At 71.9% G+C, this 17,547-nt stretch carries 18 protein-coding genes; 6 read left to right on the top strand and 12 right to left on the bottom strand.

Annotated features, from left to right (window positions below):
• Positions 1-5 precede the first annotated feature (5 nt).
• Positions 6-1,550 carry a purine-cytosine permease family protein gene (locus tag IE200_RS20020; RefSeq protein WP_191281257.1) on the bottom strand — a complete coding sequence of 515 codons (1,545 nt, stop codon included), beginning with the start codon at positions 1,548-1,550 and terminating at the stop codon, positions 6-8.
• A gap of 182 nt (positions 1,551-1,732) precedes the next feature.
• Here IE200_RS20020 and IE200_RS20015 point away from each other — a divergent pair, with 182 nt between their 5' ends.
• From IE200_RS20015 to IE200_RS20000, 4 genes are read left to right on the top strand one after another with little or no spacing between them, the layout of a single operon-like run.
• A complete protein-coding gene (locus IE200_RS20015; RefSeq protein ID WP_191281256.1) occupies positions 1,733-2,350 on the top strand; it encodes a 2-oxoacid:acceptor oxidoreductase family protein in 618 nt (205 codons plus the stop codon).
• Positions 2,343-3,605 carry a pyruvate ferredoxin oxidoreductase gene (porA, locus tag IE200_RS20010; protein ID WP_191281255.1) on the top strand — a complete coding sequence of 421 codons (1,263 nt, stop codon included), beginning with the start codon at positions 2,343-2,345 and terminating at the stop codon, positions 3,603-3,605. Before IE200_RS20015 ends, porA begins: the two co-directional genes overlap by 8 nt.
• Positions 3,606-3,614: 9 nt before the next feature.
• On the top strand, positions 3,615-4,616 hold the full coding sequence (locus tag IE200_RS20005) for a thiamine pyrophosphate-dependent enzyme (protein ID WP_191281254.1): 1,002 nt from the start codon (positions 3,615-3,617) through the stop codon (positions 4,614-4,616).
• Positions 4,616-6,244: an NAD(P)-binding protein gene (locus IE200_RS20000; protein WP_191281253.1), complete on the top strand. Its 1,629-nt coding sequence runs from the start codon at positions 4,616-4,618 to the stop codon at positions 6,242-6,244. Before IE200_RS20005 ends, IE200_RS20000 begins: the two co-directional genes overlap by 1 nt.
• A gap of 12 nt (positions 6,245-6,256) precedes the next feature.
• On the opposite strand, the gene IE200_RS19995 is transcribed toward IE200_RS20000, so the two are convergent.
• Positions 6,257-6,700, bottom strand: coding sequence for an NUDIX domain-containing protein (locus tag IE200_RS19995; protein ID WP_191281252.1), 444 nt, complete (start codon positions 6,698-6,700; stop codon positions 6,257-6,259).
• Positions 6,701-6,742: 42 nt separating this feature from the next.
• On the opposite strand from IE200_RS19995, the gene IE200_RS19990 reads away from it, so the two are divergent.
• The gene (locus IE200_RS19990; RefSeq protein WP_191281251.1) at positions 6,743-6,880 is read left to right on the top strand and encodes a hypothetical protein; all 138 of its coding nucleotides are present in this window, start codon (positions 6,743-6,745) and stop codon (positions 6,878-6,880) included.
• Here the strand turns inward: IE200_RS19990 and ilvC are convergent.
• The 5 genes from ilvC to IE200_RS19965 all read right to left on the bottom strand — a co-directional run bounded on the left by ilvC (position 6,853) and on the right by IE200_RS19965 (position 12,284).
• Entirely contained in the window at positions 6,853-7,881 is a 1,029-nt protein-coding gene (gene ilvC / locus IE200_RS19985) for a ketol-acid reductoisomerase (RefSeq protein WP_308433036.1), read from the bottom strand. The genes IE200_RS19990 and ilvC overlap by 28 nt on opposite strands.
• A gap of 71 nt (positions 7,882-7,952) precedes the next feature.
• On the bottom strand, positions 7,953-8,510 hold the full coding sequence (gene ilvN, locus IE200_RS19980) for an acetolactate synthase small subunit (RefSeq protein WP_191281250.1): 558 nt from the start codon (positions 8,508-8,510) through the stop codon (positions 7,953-7,955).
• Positions 8,507-10,282, bottom strand: coding sequence for an acetolactate synthase large subunit (locus tag IE200_RS19975; RefSeq protein ID WP_191281249.1), 1,776 nt, complete (start codon positions 10,280-10,282; stop codon positions 8,507-8,509). The genes ilvN and IE200_RS19975 overlap by 4 nt, the downstream gene beginning before the upstream one ends.
• Before the next feature lie 238 nt (positions 10,283-10,520).
• Positions 10,521-11,210, bottom strand: a complete 690-nt coding sequence (locus IE200_RS19970; protein ID WP_191281248.1) for a 4a-hydroxytetrahydrobiopterin dehydratase — start codon at positions 11,208-11,210, stop codon at positions 10,521-10,523.
• 57 nt (positions 11,211-11,267) lie between these two features.
• Positions 11,268-12,284: a S66 family peptidase gene (locus tag IE200_RS19965; RefSeq protein WP_191281247.1), complete on the bottom strand. Its 1,017-nt coding sequence runs from the start codon at positions 12,282-12,284 to the stop codon at positions 11,268-11,270.
• A gap of 25 nt (positions 12,285-12,309) precedes the next feature.
• On the opposite strand from IE200_RS19965, the gene IE200_RS19960 reads away from it, so the two are divergent.
• A complete protein-coding gene (locus IE200_RS19960) occupies positions 12,310-12,762 on the top strand; it encodes a DUF6973 domain-containing protein (protein ID WP_191281246.1) in 453 nt (150 codons plus the stop codon).
• Here IE200_RS19960 and IE200_RS19955 read toward each other — a convergent pair.
• From IE200_RS19955 to ilvD, 5 genes are read right to left on the bottom strand one after another with little or no spacing between them, the layout of a single operon-like run.
• Complete coding sequence (locus IE200_RS19955; protein ID WP_191281245.1) at positions 12,746-13,201, bottom strand: deoxycytidylate deaminase; 456 nt, start codon at positions 13,199-13,201, stop codon at positions 12,746-12,748. The two genes, IE200_RS19960 and IE200_RS19955, sit on opposite strands and share 17 nt — an antisense overlap.
• Positions 13,198-13,614, bottom strand: a complete 417-nt coding sequence (locus IE200_RS19950) for a VOC family protein (protein ID WP_191281244.1) — start codon at positions 13,612-13,614, stop codon at positions 13,198-13,200. The genes IE200_RS19955 and IE200_RS19950 overlap by 4 nt, the downstream gene beginning before the upstream one ends.
• 1 nt (position 13,615) lies before the next feature.
• Entirely contained in the window at positions 13,616-14,377 is a 762-nt protein-coding gene (locus IE200_RS19945) for a GNAT family N-acetyltransferase (protein ID WP_191281243.1), read from the bottom strand.
• The gene (gene kynU / locus IE200_RS19940) at positions 14,374-15,594 is read right to left on the bottom strand and encodes a kynureninase (RefSeq protein ID WP_191281242.1); all 1,221 of its coding nucleotides are present in this window, start codon (positions 15,592-15,594) and stop codon (positions 14,374-14,376) included. The genes IE200_RS19945 and kynU overlap by 4 nt, the downstream gene beginning before the upstream one ends.
• Positions 15,595-15,646: 52 nt before the next feature.
• Positions 15,647-17,338 carry a dihydroxy-acid dehydratase gene (gene ilvD, locus IE200_RS19935; protein ID WP_191281241.1) on the bottom strand — a complete coding sequence of 564 codons (1,692 nt, stop codon included), beginning with the start codon at positions 17,336-17,338 and terminating at the stop codon, positions 15,647-15,649.
• Between the last annotated feature and the right edge of the window lie 209 nt (positions 17,339-17,547).

Here is a 17,547-nt window from a genome sequence, read left to right as displayed (position 1 = left end):
CAACGTCACGAACGGGTCAGCGTGTTCCCGACCTCTGTCCCCGACTCCATCCCCGACTCCTGGCGCCGGACCGTGCCACGCCGGGCGACGTACGTCACGGCGAAGCCGAGGACGAGCGCGAGCAGCACCCCGAGGTTGGCGTACGGCCAGCTGCCCTCCCAGTAGGGGCCGGCCGGGTCGTCGACGTAGGTCCCGAGCCCGAGCGGACCGATGAGGAAGCCCTGCCAGTTGTTCCACGCGGCGTCAGCGGCGAAGTTGTTGACCACCAGGCCCCAGCCGAGGACCGAGGCGCCCACCATCGTCGCGACCGACGTCCAGTCGACGGCCCCGTAGCGGCCGCTGCTGTCGAAGAGGGCCTCGTCGTCGTAGTCACGCCGGCGCAGCGCGATGTCCGCGATCATGATGCCCGCCCACGCGGCGAGGGGCACGCCGAGCGTGATCAGGAAGCTCTGGAAGGGGCCGAGGAAGTCCTCGGCGAAGAACACCACCCAGACCGTGCCGAGGGTCAGGACGAGGCCGTCGGCGAAGGCCGCGGCCGGTCGCGGGATCCGTACGCCCAGCGAGAGCAGCGTCAGTCCGGAGGAGTAGATGCCGAGCACCGCACCGCTCACCAGCGCGAGGATGGCGGCGAGCAGGAACGGCACGAGGAACCACGTGGGCAGCAGGACGCCGAGGGTGCCGATGGGGTCGGCGACGATGCCCGCGCTCAGGTCCTCCGACGAGCCGGCGAGCAGGAGACCGAAGGTGACCAGCAGGACGGGGGCCACCGCACCGCCGAAGGTGTTCCACGCGACGATCGACGAGCCCTTGGCGTCGCGGTGCTGGTAGCGCGACCAGTCGGCGGCGATGTTGATCCAGCCGAGGCCGAAGCCGGTCATCACCATGACGAGGGCGCCGACCATCTGCTGGGCACTGCCGCTCGGGACGTCGCGGACCGCCGACCAGTCGATCTCGTCGACGGTCAGGGCGACGTAGGCGACGGTGGCGACGCCGGTGACCCAGGTCAGCACCGACTGCATGCGCATGATCACGTGGTAGCCGGCGACGCTCGCCGACACGATGAGGGCCGCCACCACCACGGTGGCCACCACCTGCGTGCTCGTGCCGGACGCCCACCCGAGCTGGTCGAAGATCGTCGCCGTCGCGAGCACGGCGAGGATCGCGAGGAAGGTCTCCCAGCCGATGGAGACCAGCCACGAGATCACGCCGGGCAGCTTCTGGCCCTGCACGCCGAAGGCCGCCCGGCTCAGGATCATCGTCGGTGCCGACCCACGCTTGCCCGCGATCGCGATGATCCCGCACAGGGCGAAGGAGACGACGACACCGACGACCGTCACCACGAGGGCCTGGACGAACGAGATGCCGAAGCCCAGCACGAACGAGCCGTAGCTGATGCCGAAGACCGACACGTTGGCCGCGAACCACGGCCAGAACAGGTCGCGCGGCCGGGCGGTCCGCTCCGACTCCTCGATGATCTCGATGCCGGTGGTCTCGACGCCGAGGCGCCGGGTCTGCTCGAGGCCCGACCCGCTGGTCGCTGTGTCGCTCATACCTGCATGCTCGCGCACCGCGTGGTGCGGTGCCAGCACCGGGGCGCCGGCACCCGCGCCGGGGCGGCCGGGTCGGCCGATCACGTGCGCATGGTCCCGAGAGGTCGGGTCCAAGGACACTGACCGGCCGGTGGTCGCCCGACCTACTGTCGCCACAGGTCGAGTCGGACGGAGGGGATGGCGTGTTCGCCGTACGCATCCACGGCAGGGGCGGCCAGGGAGCCGTGACCGCCGCCGAGCTGCTCTCGGTGGCGGCCTTCGGCGAGGGCCGCCACGCACAGGCGTTCCCCACCTTCGGCTCCGAGCGCACCGGCGCGCCGGTCGTGGCGTTCTGCCGGATCGACGACCGGCCGATCCGCCTCCGCGAGCCGATCACCGACCCCGACGCCCTGATCGTCCAGGACCCGACCTTGCTCCACCAGGTCGACCTGTTCGCCGGGCTCGGACCGGAGGGACACCTCGTGCTCAACACCTCCTCCACCGTCGAGGCGCTCGGGCTCAGCGAGCTCGTACGGCGCCTGCGTCCCGACCGCGTCGTGACCGTGCCGGCCACCGAGATCGCGCGCCGGCACCTCGGGCGCCCCGTCCCCAACGTCCCGCTCCTCGGCGCCTTCGCCGCCCTGACCGGGCAGGTGTCGGTCGGGGCGGTCTGCGACGCGGTGCGCGACCGCTTCGGCGGGGAGCTCGCGGAGGGCAACGTCGCTGCCGCGCTCGCCGGCCACGAGCACGTGCGCGCGATGCTCGGCCGGACCGTGGGCCGGTCCCTGAGCCAGTCCTCGAGGAGGTCCGCCGATGCGTAGCCAGGTCGAGGGTTCGCAGGCGGTGGCCCGAGCGGTCACGCTCTGCCGGCCGCAGGTGATCGCGGCCTACCCGATCTCTCCGCAGACCCACATCGTGGAGTCACTCTCCGACCGGGTCCGCACCGGCGAGCTCGCGGGGTGCGAGTACCTCATGGTCGAGTCGGAGTTCGGCGCCATGTCCGCCTGCATCGGCGCCTCGGGGGCCGGCGCCCGGGCCTACACCGCGACGTCGAGCCAGGGGCTGCTCTTCATGGCGGAGGCCCTCTTCAACGCCTCCGGCCTCGGCCTGCCGGTCGTGATGACGGTCGCCAACCGCGCCATCGGCGCCCCCATCAACATCTGGAACGACCACTCCGACGCCATGGCGATGCGGGACTCGGGGTGGATCCAGCTGTACGCCGAGTCCAACCAGGAGGCCGTCGACCTGCACGTCCAGGCGTTCCGGCTGGCCGAGTCGCTGTCGGTGCCGGTGATGGTGTGCATGGACGGGTTCGTCCTCACCCACGCCTTCGAGGAGGTCGACCTGCCCACGCAGGAGCAGGTCGACGCGTTCCTGCCGCCCCTCGTCCCCCGGCAGCTGCTCGACCCGGACGAGCCGGTCACGATCGGCGCCATGGTCGGCCCGGAGGCCTTCGCGGAGGTGAAGTACCTCATGCACGTCAAGCAGATGGCCGCCCTCGACGAGATCCCGGTGATCGCCCGGGAGTTCGAGGCGGCCTTCGGACGGTCCTCGGGCGGGCTGCTCAGGCCCTACCGGCTCGAGGACGCCGAGACCGTCGTCGTCGCCCTGGGCTCGGTGCTCGGCACGATCCAGGACGTGGTCGACGCGATGCGTGACGACGGGGTGTCCGTCGGTGCGCTCGGCATCGGCTGCTTCCGCCCTTGGCCGGTCGGGGAGGTCCGCGAGGCCCTGCAGAACGCCAATCGGGTCGTCGTCGTGGAGAAGGCCTTCGCCGTGGGCGCCGGCGGCATCGTGGGCCAGAACGTCCGCGACGCCACCCGTCGCCAACCCGTCGAGGTGTACGACGTGGTGGCCGGCCTCGGCGGGCGACCGATCACCCGCGCCTCCCTGCGCGCCCTGCTCGACGACGTGCTCGGCGGCCGGGTCGACCCCGGCCGGCTGCACTTCATGGACCTCGACCTCGAGCTGGTGCAGCGCGAGCTCGAGAGGTCCCGCCACGGCGAGCGGCCCGGCCCGCACGCGGAGAACATGCTGCGCGACCTCGGGACGGTCGCCTCCGGGGCGTACGAGTAGGAGGCCGAGATGCCGTACCAGGAGATCAAGCTCTACCAGACCGGCACCTTCGTCGCCGGCAACCGGCTGCTCGAGCCCGAGCAGCGGTCCGTCCAGGCGCGGACCGGTCGCTCGAACTCGATCACCTCCGGCCACCGGGCCTGCCGCGGCTGCGGCGAGGCGCTGGGCGCCCGCTACGTCCTCGACGCCGCCATGCGGGCCACCGGCGGCAAGGTGGTCGCAGTGAACTCGACCGGCTGCCTCGAGGTCTTCTCCACGCCGTACCCGGAGTCATCGTGGCAGCTGCCCTGGCTCCACTCCCTCTTCGGCAACGGGCCGGCCGTCGCGGCCGGGGTGGCCGCGGCGCTTCGGGCCAGGGGACGCGACGACATCAGGGTCGTCGGCCAGGCGGGCGACGGGGGCACGGTCGACATCGGCTTCGGGACGCTGTCGGGGATGTTCGAGCGCAACGACGACGTGCTCTTCGTCTGCTACGACAACGAGGGCTACATGAACACCGGCGTGCAGCGGTCTGGCGCGACGCCGCCGGCGGCGATCACCGCCAACACCAAGGCGCTGGGCCAGACGCCCGGCAACGCGTTCGGCCAGGGCAAGAGCGTGCCCCTCATCGCCATGGCCCACGAGATCCCGTACGTGGCCACCGCGACGGTCGCCGAGCTGCGCGACCTGGAGTACAAGGTGGAGAAGGCGATGACCTTCCGCGGCGCCCGCTACCTGCACGTCTTCGTGCCCTGCCCGCTCGGCTGGGGCGCGGACTCCGCCGACACGGTCAGGCTCGCGCGGCTGTCCAAGGAGACCGGTCTCTTCCCTGTCTTCGAGGCCGAGGCCGGTGAGGTCACCGAGGTGTCGAGGATCCGCAGGCAGGTCCCGGTCGAGGAGTACCTCCGTCCCCAGCGGCGCTACGCACACCTCTTCGGCGACCACCCGCGTCCCGACATCGTGGCGCGGCTGCAGGCACGGGCCGACCGCAACATCGCGCGCTTCGGCCTGCTCCCGGAGGGGGACGAGTGATGGACAAGCCCTTCGCGATCACCCTCGACGTCGGCAGCAGCCGCGCCAACAAGACGGGCTCCTGGCGCACCGAGCGGGCCGTCTACACGAACCGGATGCCGCCCTGCAACGACGCGTGCCCGGCCGGGGAGAACATCCAGGCCTGGCTCTACGAGGCGGAGGCGGGCGGCGCCGGCTACGAGCAGGGGTGGCGCCGGATCATGGAGGACAACCCGTTCCCGGCCGTCATGGGCCGCGTCTGCTACCACCCCTGCGAGACCGCCTGCAACCGCGCCCAGCTCGACGAGGCCGTCGGGATCAACTCGGTCGAGCGGTTCGTGGGCGACGAGGCGATCCGGCAGGGCTGGACCGTCTCGGTCGACGTGCCGCCCACCGGCAAGCGGGTCCTGGTCGTCGGTGCCGGCCCGTCCGGCCTCTCGGCCGCCTACCACCTGGCCCGGCGCGGCCACACGGTCACGATCAAGGAGGCCGGGCCGATGGCCGGCGGCATGATGCGCTTCGGGATCCCGCGTTACCGCCTCTCGCGCGACGTCCTCGACGCCGAGGTCCAGCGCATCCTCGACCTGGGGGTGACGCTCGAGCTCGACGCCAAGGTCACCGACCTCGAGGCGCTGCGGCACGAGCACGACGCGGTCTTCCTCGCCGTCGGCGCGCAGCTCGGGCGCCGGGCCTACATCCCGGCCGGGTCGGCGGCGCACGTGCTCGACGCGGTCAGCATGCTGCGCGACCTCGAAGCCGGCGAGAAGCCGCTCCTGGGCAGGAGGGTCGCGGTGTACGGCGGTGGCAACACCGCCATGGACGCGGCCCGCACCGCCAGGCGGCTCGGCGCCGCGGAGGCGATCGTGGTCTACCGCCGCACGCAGGACCGGATGCCGGCCCACGAGTCCGAGCTGCGGGAGGCCGAGGACGAGGGCGTGCTGTTCAAGTGGCTCTCGACCATCACCCAGGTCGACTCGGGGAGGCTCACGATCGAGCGGATGGAGCTCGACGAGGCGGGCTTCCCGCGGCCCACCGGCGAGCTGGAGGAGCTCGACGCCGACTCCCTGGTGCTCGCGCTCGGGCAGGAGACCGACCTGGCACTGCTCGACGGCGTCCCCGGCCTGGTGGTCGAGGACGGGGTCGTCGCCGTCGCGAGCGACATGATGACCGGTTGCCCGGGGGTCTTCGCCGGCGGCGACATGGTGCCGCAGGAGCGCTCGGTCACCGTGGCGGTCGGTCACGGCAAGCGGGCCGCGCGCCACATCGACGCCTGGCTGTCCGGCGCGGCACCCGAGCCCGCCGTACGACCCGCGCTGGCCACTTTCGACACCCTGAACACCTGGTACTACTCGGACGCCCCCCGCGCCCACCGGCCGCTGCTCGACCGGGCCCGCCGCGAGTCGACCTTCGACGAGGTGGTGCTCGGCCACGACGAGGGCACGGCGCTGCTGGAGGCTCGGCGCTGCATGTCCTGCGGCAACTGCTTCGAGTGCGACAACTGCTACGGCGTGTGCCCCGACAACGCGGTCATCAAGCTCGACCAGCCGAACGGGAAGTACCTGATCGACCTCGACTACTGCAAGGGCTGCGGGATCTGCGTCGCCGAGTGCCCCTCCGGGGCGATCCAGATGTTCCCGGAGCAGGTCTGAGGTCGTCCGACGCTACTTGCGCCAGGCGTCGATCAGGTCCTGCAGGCCGACGGGCAGGAGCGAGAGCGCGTGGGCACCGTCGAGCGGTCGCCACTCCACCCAACCCTCCTCCTCGAGGTCCATGAACGGTCGACCGGTGAGAGGTACGACGTCGGGCTCGGCGAGCCGGCCGCCGTACACGAAGACGACCTCGTGACCGGTGGCACCGTCGATGACGAAGACGTTCTCCAGCACGCCGAGGAGCTCCGGCTCGAGGAGGGTGGCGCCCAGCTCCTCGCGGACCTCGCGGACGACCGCGTCGACCGACCGCTCCCCCAGCTCGACGGAGCCGCCGAGCGGACGGTGGAAGGCGGGGTGCTCCGTCGTGGCCATCCGGGAGACGGCGTGGTGACGTCCCCCGTCCTCGACGATCACGGCGAACGCCTTCACCCGGATCACGCTGCGGTCGATCGGCACCCGCCGGAGTCTAGGCACCCGGCCCGCCGGCCCCTGTCCGGCGTGTCGGACGACCACAACCCGACCACCGACCGCCCGGGCACGCGTACGGCGCAGCGGCCCGACCACTTCTGGTCGTCCGACGCGCCGTACGGCGTGTGGTGCGGCCCGGCTCAGCGCGCGGAGCTGCCCTCGGTGTAGTCGGAGTCGTGCGACTTGACCCACGCCATGAGCTTGCGCAGCTCGCGGCCGGTCTGCTCGATCGGGTGCGCCTCGGCCTTCTTGCGGAACTCGGTGAACTCTGGCGAGCCGTTGTCCATGTCGGTGATGAAGCGCTCGGCGAAAGCGCCGCTCTTGATGTCGGCGAGCACGTCCTGCATGTTCTTCTTCACCTCGGGGGTGATGACGCGCGGGCCAGAGACGTAGTCGCCGAACTCGGCCGTGTCGGAGACCGACCAGCGCTGCTTGGCGATGCCGCCCTCGTACATCAGGTCGACGATGAGCTTGAGCTCGTGCAGGCACTCGAAGTAGGCGACCTCGGGCTGGTAGCCAGCCTCGATGAGGGTCTCGAAGCCGTACATCACCAGCTGCGAGGCGCCACCGCACAGGACCGCCTGCTCGCCGAAGAGATCGGTCTCGGTCTCCTCGGTGAAGGTGGTCTTGATGCCGCCGGCACGCAGGCCGCCGATGGCCTTGGCGTAGGACAGGGCGAGCGGCCAGGCGTTGCCCGAGGCGTCCTTCTCCACGGCCACCAGCACCGGGACACCGCGGCCGTCGACGTACTCGCGGCGCACGAGGTGGCCGGGGCCCTTGGGGGCGACCATGAAGACGTCGACGCCCTCGGGCGGCGTGATGTAGCCGAAGCGGATGTTGAAGCCGTGGCCGAAGACCAGGGTGTCGCCCGGGGTCAGGGCGGGCTCGATCTCCTCGGCGTAGAGCGTGCGCTGGTGCTGGTCGGGGGCGAGGATCACGATCAGGTCGGACTCCTCCGCCGCCTCGCGCGGGGTCAGGACGCGCAGGCCCTCGGCCTCGGCCTTCTCGCGGCTCTTCGAGCCGGGCTGCAGGCCGATGCGGACGTCGACGCCGGAGTCGCGCAGGGACAGCGCGTGGGCGTGCCCCTGGCTGCCGTAGCCGATCACCGCGACGTTCTTGGCCTGGATCAGGCTCAGGTCGGCGTCGTCGTCGTAGAACATCTCAGCCACAGGGGGCTCTCCTTCTGGATTGGTGCTGCGGGAAATCGGGTGGGTTTCGAGACGGTCGCTGAGCGACCTCCTCAACCAGCGGTCGAGGCGATCGCGGAGCTGGGTGCGGGGATCGTGACCGTACGCTGCGGCCGCTCGCTGATGGAGCGCGAGCCCCGGCCGATGGCGACCATGCCGGACTGCACGAGCTCACGGATCCCGAAGGGCTCCAGCACCCGCAGCAGGTCGGCGAGCTTGTCGGCGTTGCCGACGGCCTGCACGGTGACGGCGTCCGGGGCCACGTCGACCACCTTGGCGCGGAAGAGCTGCACGGCGTCGAGCACCGCGCCCCGGCTGGCGGCGTCGGCACGGACCTTGACGAGGAGCAGCTCGCGGTTGACCGAGCCGGGACCGTCGAGCTCGACGATCTTGATGACCTCGACGAGCTTGTTGAGCTGCTTGGTGACCTGCTCGAGCGGGGACTCGTCCACGTTGACGACGATCGTCATCCGCGAGATCTCCGGGTGCTCGGTCGGGCCGACGGCGAGGCTGTCGATGTTGAACCCGCGGCGGGAGAACAGGCTGGCGATGCGGGCCAGCACGCCCGGCTTGTTCTCCACGAGCACGCTGAGCGTGTGCTTGTTGGTCATGCCCGGACCTCCCAGTCGTCCTGGACGTCGTCGTACTGCGGCGCCATGTCGCGTGCGTACTTGATCTCGTCGTTGCTGGTGCCGGCGGCCACCATCGGCCACACCATCGCGTCGCGGTGGACGCGGAAGTCGACCACCACCGGCTGGTCGTCGATCGCCATCGCCTTCTCGATCGTGGCGTCCACGTCGGCCGGCGACTCGCAGGCCAGGCCGACGCAGCCGTAGGCGTCGGCGAGCTTGACGAAGTCGGGGATCCGCTTGGAGTGCAGGTCGGTGTTGGAGTAGCGCTCGTTGTAGAACAGCGTCTGCCACTGCCGGACCATGCCCAGCGACTCGTTGTTGATGATCGCGACCTTGATCGGGATGTCGTTGATCGCGCAGGTCGCGAGCTCCTGGTTGGTCATCTGGAAGCAGCCGTCGCCGTCGATCGCCCACACCGTCGTGTCGGGCATGCCGACCTTGGCGCCCATCGCGGCCGGGACCGAGAAGCCCATCGTGCCGAGGCCGCCGGAGTTGATCCACGTGTTGGGCTTCTCGTAGCCGACGAACTGGGCCGCCCACATCTGGTGCTGGCCCACGCCCGCGACGTAGATCGAGTCGGGCCCGGCGATGTCGCTGAGCCGCTCGAGGACGTACTGGGGGGCGAGCGAGCCGTCGGTCGGCGCGTCGTAGCCGAGCGCGTAGCGCTGCTTGAGCCCGGCCAGGAAGGCGATCCACGCCTCGTAGTCCCCGTCGGCGCCCTCGGCCTGCAGGAGCGCCACCAGCTGGGCGATGACCTCCTTGGCGTCGCCCACGATCGGCACGTCGGCGTGCCGGTTCTTGCCGATCTCGGCGGGGTCGATGTCGGCGTGGATGATCAGCGCGCCGGGCGCGAACGAGTCGAGGTTGCCGGTCACGCGGTCGTCGAAGCGGGCGCCGAGGCTGATGATCAGGTCGCTCTTCTGGAGGCCTGCGACCGCGGCGACCGTGCCGTGCATGCCGGGCATCCCGAGGTGCTGGGCGAAGCTGTCGGGGAAGGCGCCGCGGGCCATCAGCGTGGTGACGACCGGGATGCCGGTGAGCACGGCGAGCTGGGCGAGCTCGCGGTGCGCCCCGGAGCGGATGACGCCTCCGCCGACGTAGAGCACCGGGCGCTTCGCCTCGCGGATCAGGCGCACGGCCTCCTTGATCTGCTTGGCGTGCGGCGTCGTCACGGGGCGGTAGCCGGGCAGGTGCAGCTCGCTCGGCCAGGCGTACGTGGTCTGCGCCTGGAGGGCGGACTTGGCCACGTCGACCAGCACCGGGCCGGGGCGTCCGGTGGACGCGATGTGGAAGGCCTCCGCGATCGTGCGCGGGATGTCGGCGGGGTCGGTGACGAGGAAGTTGTGCTTGGTGATCGGCATCGTGATGCCGCGGATGTCGGCCTCCTGGAAGGCGTCGGTGCCGATCATCGAGGCGCCGACCTGACCGGTGACGGCCACCATCGGCACCGAGTCCATGTGCGCGTCGGCCAGCGGCGTGACCAGGTTGGTCGCACCCGGGCCCGACGTCGCCATGCACACGCCCACCCGGCCGGTCGCGGCGGCGTACCCCTGGGCGGCGTGGCCGGCCCCCTGCTCGTGGCGGACCAGGATGTGCCGGATCCGCTGCGAGTCCATGAGGGGGTCGTACGCCGGGAGGATCGCGCCGCCCGGGATGCCGAAGATGTCGGTGACGCCGGCCGCCTCGAGGGACGTCACCAGGCTCTGCGCGCCCGTGACCGACTGGCTGCCCTGTCCGCCGTGCTCCGTCATGTCCTTCTCTCCTGCGTCTGCGGTGTGTCCGCACCTGAGCCCATAAAAAAGCCCCTCGGCCCGGTGGGCGACGAGGGGTGACGCGCGTGCGTTCGGCCGGTCGGCCTCAGCTCACGCGTCGCGTGCGTACAAGAATCTCGGTGCGCATGCGACAACCGTCGTCGCCGGTGTGGTCCGGCGTCAAGCGAGTGTGACACTCGTCCCAGGATGTGGAACGACCGTCTCGGGATGTGACCGCTCAGCCGCGGTCGAGGGGGGTGCAGATGCAGGAGCGGTTGCCGTCGGCGTCCTCGACGACCCAGTAGGACGGAGCCGCGGCGTCGCTGACCAGGCGCCCGCCCGCGTCGAGCACGGCGCGCAGTCGTCGCTCCGCCTCGTCGTGGGGCACCCACACGTCGAGGTGCCAGCGCTGCTCGTGGTCCTGCGCGGGCAGCACCGGGCCGGCCTCGTCGTCGCCTGTCGCGGGCTCCTGGAACCACAGCGTGCTGACCTGGCCGCTCGGGTCGACGGGCTCGCCGCCCTGGACCTCGCCGCCGATCAGGGCTGCGTAGAACGGGGCGAGCCGCGCGCCGTCGGCGGTGTCGAGGCCCGGCTCGACCTGGGTCAGGCCGGAGGTGTCCGCCGGGGCCCCGAGCTCGGCTGCGAACCCGCTGATCCGGCGGGCGAGGTCGACGTCGCGGCTGGTGATGCCGCCGACGTCGTGGCTGATGAGCGTCACGATGACCTCGGGATAGGTCAGCGACACGTCGGGGTGGTGGTCGGCCGCCTCGGCCGCCTTCCCGATCCGCTCGACCAGGCGCAGGCCGGTGGCGAAGTCCCCGGTGCGGAAGCGGGCGCGGAGCCGGTTGAGGATCGTGCGCCAGTCGTCGAGGCCGGCCTCGAGCAGCTGGTCGTGGGTGAGCCTGGCCTTCGGGTCCGGTTCGCTCATGGGACCGACCCTGCCACGGGCCACCGACAGCGGCCACCCCCGGTCGTGGGTCCGCGGTCAGCCGAGCGTCTGGGTGATCCGCCGGTCGTCGCCGTCCACGACCACCCGGGCGAGCGCTCCGTTGACCAGCGGCAGGTGGGGCGGCACGTGCCCGATCTCGAGGTCCCACACGATCGGCAGGCCCAGGCGGCCCAGGGCGTCGAGCACCCCCTCGCGCTGCGTCAGGTCCGGGTGGTCGGGCGCGTTCGTGCGCCCGACCAGCACGGCCGCCGCCCGGTCGAACCAGCCCGCCAGTCGCATCCCGTGGAGGAAGCGGCAGATGTCGACCGCATGGTCCTCGCAGGCCTCGACGTAGACGATCGTCGGCTCGTCCAACTCCTCGGCCCAGCTCCGCACGTCGCCGTACGGCGTGCCGGCGAGGTGGCCGATGGTCTCGACGCAGCCGCCGATGAGCCGTCCCGTCACGTCGAGGTCGCCGCCGCCCTCGACCTCCCAGCGTCCCTCCCCCACGTGGCGCCACCCGGTGGCGTGCGGGTCCTCCTCGAAGCGCACCCAGGTCGCGACCTGGGCGGAGTCGCGCTGCACGAACGGTCCCGGGCCACCGGCCACGTCGAGCCAGTGCAGCAGGCCGTCGGGCACCGCGTACGGCGTGTCGGCGAGGTTGTCGCCGTGCAGGGTCGCCCACCCCAGGCGGGTGGTGATCGGCACCAGGACGGTCGAGAGGTCGGAGTAGCCCACCAGCCACGTGGGCTCGGCGTCGGCGAGCGCGTCCCAGTCGAGCAGGTCGACGAGATCGATCGCCGTCTCCCCGCCCCAGGGCGGCAGCACGCACGCGATGTCGGGGTCGGCGAGCATCCGGGTCAGCTCGGCCGCCCGCTGCTCGGCGGGGGCCGAGGTCAGCCCGTCGCCGACGAGGCACTCCCCCACCACCACGTCGTACCCGCGACTGCGCAGCCAATCCACGCAGAACTCGATCCGTGCGACGGCGGCACCGGCGACACCCGCAGAGGGCGCGGTGACGCCGATGCGGTCACCCGGACGGAGGGGGCGTGGGAAGCGGAGCGGTGGGGTCATGGCGCGATTCTGACAGTGTGTGTCCATGGGTTTCGGTGACGTCGTGCAGCAGGCCATCCACGCGGGAACCGGCGTGCCGCGGCTCTACGCGGCGGCGACCCGGGCCGGGCTCGGGCCGTCCGGCGCGCTGGAGGTTCTGCGCATCTCGCAGGCCGCGCTGACCGCTGCGGCCGCCCACGGCCGCGGCGTGCCAGGTCGCACGAACGCGATGCGCCACTTCATGTGGCAGGCCACGCTCACCGCCCGCTTCGGCCTCGACGCGGCACGCGCGATGGCAGCCGCGCAGGAGGCCGGGAGCCCGAACCGGCGCGACTCGCGCGTCGACGAGCACAACAACGCCGCCGGTCAGGCGTACGGCTCCGAGCACGCGACCGACCTGGCCGGACTCTCGCCGTCCGAGGCGATGACGAGCCTGGTGCCGGTGGCGCTGGCGATGTGGGAGTCGGGCGAGCTGGTCTGGGTCAGGCCCAGGCGGTGAGACCGGCGCGGTCGTGCTCGCCGTCGGGCCACACCGCCCGCACGACTCCGGCGGCGGCCAGCGCCTTGCGGCACCCCGGGCACGGCGGGTCGGTGATGTAGGCGGTGGCGCCCTTGGTGTCGCGGGTCGCGAAGAGCAGCGCGTTGACCTCAGCATGGATGGCGATGCAGAAGCCCGCCGTCCCGGGTCGGTCGTAGTCGCCAAGCCCCGGCACCTCGTCGTAGCCGAGCTGGCCTCGTGGGCAGGCGCCCGCGAGGCAGTCGTCCTCCCCCGGTGCGGCGCCGTTGTAGCCGGTGGCGATGATCCGGTGCTCGATGGTGAGCACCGCACCGACGCGACGGCGCGTGCACTTGGCGCGCGCCGCGACGGCGTCGGCGATCCCGAGGAAGTAGTCGTCCCAGCCGGGGACCACGTGCCCGGCGCCCGCGGTGGTGCTCACGGGAGCACCGACTGCCCGATCTCGCCGGGGTTGTAGGCCACTTCCCAGCGGAAGCCGTCCGGGTCGGCGAAGTAGCCGGAGTAGCCGCCCCAGTCCCGCTCGCTCGCCTCACCGACGTGGGACGCACCCGCGGCGCGGGCCTGCTCGAGGACGGTGTCGACGCCCTGGGTGGTGGCCAGGTTGTGCGACAGGGTGACCGGCGGGGTGCCGCCGCGCGCCGGCGCATGGCCGACCTCGGCGGCGAAGCCCGTCTCCACCCAGAGGCTGAGCACGACCTTCTCCGCGACCCGGAACATCAGCACCTCCCCGGGCACGTCGAGCTCCGGCTCCCAGCCGAGGCCGTCGACGTAGAAGCGACGCGTGACGTCGAGGTCGCTCACCACGAGGGTGATGAAGCTGACGCGCTGGTCCATCTCAGGCCTCCTGCTGGTCGGGTGCGGACGGGCGGGCGGCGAGGCGTGCGCGCTGGCGGCCGGCGTCGTCGAAGTTGCCGTCGTCCAGCCAGGCGTCGAGCGCCGCGCGCACGCGCGGCCACTCGCCGTCGGTGATGGAGAACCAGTCGGTGTCACGGTTGCGGCCCTTGTAGACCAGCGCGTTGCGGAAGCGGCCCTCCCAGATGAAGCCCAGCCGGATGGCCGCACGCCGCGACGCCGCGTTGAGGCTGTCGCACTTCCACTCGTAGCGCCGGTAGCCGAGCCCGTCGAAGACGTGGCGCGCGAGCAGCGCCATCGCCTCGGTCGCCGCGCGGCTGCGCTGCAGCTGGCGACCGAAGGCGATCTGCCCGACCTCGATCGAGCCCATCGCCGGGTCGATGCGCATCAGCGAGCAGAGGCCGACCGCGCGCCCGGTCTCGCGGGCCACGATCGCGTACATCACGCGGCCGGGGTCGGCCGCTCCGTCCTCGACGATCGCGGCCATCTCGTCGCGGCTGCGCGGTCGTTCCCACGTCAGGTACGTCCAGAGCGGCTCGTCGTCCAGACGGCACAGCGCCCGGAGGAGGTCGTCGACGTGCTGCGGCCCGATCGGCTCGAGACGTACGCCGGCGCCCTCGAGTACCACGTCCTTCGCCGGCGCAGTCGCGCCCGACCACTCGACCGGCCTGCCCAGCGGCTGGCCGTGGTCGTTGGTCGCCCGGGTCCGGGTCGCCGAGAGCCGCACCCCCACCGGGCCCGTCATCGCAGCGCCTCCGCCACGGCCGCGATGCCGCGCTCGACCTCGTCGAACGACGTCGACAACGGGGACAGCCCGATCCGCAGGCCGCCTGGGTCGCGGTAGTCGGGGATGACGTCGCGCTCCCAGAGCGTCGCCGTGACCTCCCGCATCCGGTCGTGGTGCAGCGTGACGTGGCCGCCGCGCAGCGCCGGGTCGCGGGGCGAGGCGAGGGTGACCTCGGGCAGCAGCTCGTCGGCGAGCTCGACGGCGTACGAGGTCAGCGCGACCGACTTGTCGCGGATGGCGTCGATGCCCGCCTCCTCGACGAGCTCGAGCATGCTCTGCATCGCCACCATCCCGAGGATCGGCGGGGTGCCGGAGATGAACCGCCGGATGCCCCGGGCGGGGGTGTAGCCCGGCCCCATCCGGAACGGGTCGGCGTGGCCCATCCAACCCTGGATCGGCTGCGTCAGCTCGCCCTGGAGGCGGGCGTTGACGTAGCCGAAGGCCGGCGATCCCGGCCCGCCGTTGAGGTACTTGTAGGTGCAGCCGACGGCCAGGTCGACGTCCCACTCGTCCAGCGCGACGGGAACGGCCCCGGCCGAGTGGCACAGGTCCCAGAGCACGAGGGCCCCGGCGTCGTGCGCGATGCGTGTGAGCTCCGAGGCGTCGGCGAGCCACGCCGAGCGGTACGCGACGTGGTTGAGCACGACGAGGGCGGTGCGCTCCCCCACGGCCTGGGTCAGCTGCTCGGCGGTGACGCCCGCAGACGTGTCGACCTCGATCCATCGCAGCGTCAGACCACGCTCGGCGGCGATCCCCTCCGCGACGTAGCGGTCGGTCGGGAAGTTGTCGGTGTCGATGACGATCTCGGTGCGGCGCGGGTCGACGCGGACGGCATGGTCGACGGCGGCGCGTACCAGCTTGTAGATCCACACCGTCGTCGAGTCACCGACGGCCGTCTGCCCCGCGGCTGCGCCGAGGACGACGCGGCCGAGGTCGTCGCCGAGCCGGGTCGGCAGGTCCATCCAGCTCTCGTCCCAGCCCCGGATCAGCCGCCCGCCCCACTCCTGCCGGACGAACTCGCCGAGCCGCTCGGCCGCTGCCGCGACGGGGCGGCCGAGCGAGTTGCCGTCGAAGTAGACGAGGTCGGTGCCGGCACCCACGAACCGCTCGCGGAAGCGGGCGAGGGGGTCGGCGGCGTCGAGCCGTGCAGCGCCGGTCTGGGTCGGAGTGGTCACGACGGCAACCTATCCGCCGTGCCGGCCCGGCGCCGACGCCCCCGGTCGCAGGTCAGTAGCAGACCGCACCGTGGGCTGCCGACTGCACGACCTTGCGGTACTTGCCGAGCACCCCGCGCGTGTACTTCGGCGGCAGCGGCTCCCATCCCTCGGCACGGGCCGCGAGCTCGTCCTCGTCGAGGTCGACGTCGAGGGACATGTTGGCCACGTCGAGGGTGATCCGGTCGCCGTCGCGCAGGAACGCGATCGGGCCGCCGTCGCTCGCCTCAGGGGCGATGTGGCCGACGCACAAGCCGGTCGTGCCTCCCGAGAAACGGCCGTCGGTGATGAGCAGGACGTCCTTGCCGAGGCCGGCTCCCTTGATGGCGCCGGTGATGGCCAGCATCTCGCGCATGCCCGGTCCGCCCTTGGGGCCCTCGTAGCGGATCACCACGACGTCACCGGCCCGGATCGAGCCCTCGGCCAGGGCGTCCAGCGCCTTGCGCTCGCCGTCGAAGACCCGGGCGGTGCCGGTGAAGGTCGAGTCGTCGAAGCCCGCGCTCTTGACGACCGCGCCGTCCGGGGCGAGCGAGCCCTTGAGGATCGTGAGGCCGCCGGTGGCGTGGATCGGCCGGTCGAGCTGGCGCAGGATCTCGCCGTCGAGCGGCTTGGGGTCGAGGTCGGCGAGGTTCTCCGCCATCGTCTTGCCGGTGCAGGTGAGGACGTCGCCGTGGAGGTGGCCGGCGTCGAGGAGGGCCCGCAGCAGCACGGGGATGCCGCCGACACGGTCGAAGTCGGTCCACACGAAGCGGCCGAACGGCTTCATGTCGGCCAGGTGCGGCACGGTGCGCCCGATGCGGGTGAAGTCGTCGAGCGTCAGGTCGACCTCGGCCTCGCGGGCGATCGCGAGCAGGTGGAGCACCGCGTTGGTCGAGCCGCCGAGCGCCATCGCCATCGCGATCGCGTTCTCGAAGGCGGGCTTGGTCATGATCTGGCGGGCGGTGATGCCCTGGCGCAGCATCCCGACGACGGCCTCGCCGGACTTGTGCGCGAAGCCGTCGCGGCGACGGTCCACGGCCGGCGGCGAGGACGAGCCTGGCAGGGACATGCCGAGGGCCTCGGCCACGCTGGCCATCGTGTTCGCGGTGTACGCCCCGCCGCACGCACCCTCGCCGGGACAGATCGCCCGCTCGATCTCGTCGACCTTCTCGCGCGAGATCTTGCCGGCCAGGCAGGCGCCGACGGCCTCGAACGCGTCGATGATCGTGACGTCCTTGCCGTCGACCTGGCCGGGCATGATGGTGCCGGCGTAGAGGAAGACGCTCGCCAGGTCCAGGCGCGCGGCCGCCATGAGCATGCCGGGCAGCGACTTGTCGCAGCCGGCGAGCAGCACGGACCCGTCCAGGCGCTCGGCCATCATCACCGTCTCGACCGAGTCGGCGATCACCTCACGACTGACCAGCGAGAAGTGCATGCCCTCGTGACCCATCGAGATGCCGTCGGAGACCGAGATCGTGCCGAACTCCAGCGGGAACCCGCCCGCAGCGTGCACGCCGTTCTTCACAGCCTTGGCGAGGCGGTCGAGCGAGAGGTTGCACGGGGTGATCTCGTTCCAGCTGGAGGCCACGCCGATCTGCGGCTTCTCCCAGTCGTCGTCACCCATGCCCACTGCGCGCAGCATGCCTCGCGCGGCAGCCTTCTCCAGGCCGTCCGTGACGTCGCGGCTGCGGGGCTTGATGTCGGGACCGTCGGCTGCGTGCGTCATGGCGTCAGGCTAGTGCGCGCTCCCGCGATCGTCCTCCCGCGTCTCACCCGGCGCACCGTGCTGAACCAGCGCTCGTCAGGAAGCGAGGCGTCGTCTGATCGCCTGGCGGCGTCGCTCGAGCTGTTCCTCGCGCCACTCGACCTCGGCGACGAACTGGTGCACCGCGGGATGGTCGTCCGGGACACCCCACCGCGCCCGCTCGTAGCGCT

It is taken from the genome of Nocardioides flavus (ex Wang et al. 2016), from assembly GCF_014653115.1.
In the GTDB taxonomy this organism is placed as follows: Bacteria; Actinomycetota; Actinomycetes; order Propionibacteriales; family Nocardioidaceae; genus Nocardioides; species Nocardioides flavus.
The sequence above is the reverse complement of the archived record's forward strand: the minus strand, read 5'-3'. Positions and strand labels throughout refer to the sequence as shown.

What these genes read in the sequence shown, in the direction of transcription:
- IE200_RS20020 (WP_191281257.1), bottom strand. Translation starts at nt 1,550, where the DNA reads ATGAGCGACACAGCGACCAGCGGGTCGGGCCTCGAGCAGACCCGGCGC.
- porA (WP_191281255.1), top strand. Translation starts at nt 2,343, where the DNA reads ATGCGTAGCCAGGTCGAGGGTTCGCAGGCGGTGGCCCGAGCGGTCACG.
- IE200_RS20005 (WP_191281254.1), top strand. Translation starts at nt 3,615, where the DNA reads ATGCCGTACCAGGAGATCAAGCTCTACCAGACCGGCACCTTCGTCGCC.
- IE200_RS20000 (WP_191281253.1), top strand. Translation starts at nt 4,616, where the DNA reads ATGGACAAGCCCTTCGCGATCACCCTCGACGTCGGCAGCAGCCGCGCC.
- ilvN (WP_191281250.1), bottom strand. Translation starts at nt 8,510, where the DNA reads ATGACCAACAAGCACACGCTCAGCGTGCTCGTGGAGAACAAGCCGGGC.
- IE200_RS19975 (WP_191281249.1), bottom strand. Translation starts at nt 10,282, where the DNA reads ATGACGGAGCACGGCGGACAGGGCAGCCAGTCGGTCACGGGCGCGCAG.
- IE200_RS19970 (WP_191281248.1), bottom strand. Translation starts at nt 11,210, where the DNA reads ATGAGCGAACCGGACCCGAAGGCCAGGCTCACCCACGACCAGCTGCTC.
- IE200_RS19965 (WP_191281247.1), bottom strand. Translation starts at nt 12,284, where the DNA reads ATGACCCCACCGCTCCGCTTCCCACGCCCCCTCCGTCCGGGTGACCGC.
- IE200_RS19960 (WP_191281246.1), top strand. Translation starts at nt 12,310, where the DNA reads ATGGGTTTCGGTGACGTCGTGCAGCAGGCCATCCACGCGGGAACCGGC.
- IE200_RS19950 (WP_191281244.1), bottom strand. Translation starts at nt 13,614, where the DNA reads ATGGACCAGCGCGTCAGCTTCATCACCCTCGTGGTGAGCGACCTCGAC.
- IE200_RS19945 (WP_191281243.1), bottom strand. Translation starts at nt 14,377, where the DNA reads ATGACGGGCCCGGTGGGGGTGCGGCTCTCGGCGACCCGGACCCGGGCG.
- ilvD (WP_191281241.1), bottom strand. Translation starts at nt 17,338, where the DNA reads ATGACGCACGCAGCCGACGGTCCCGACATCAAGCCCCGCAGCCGCGAC.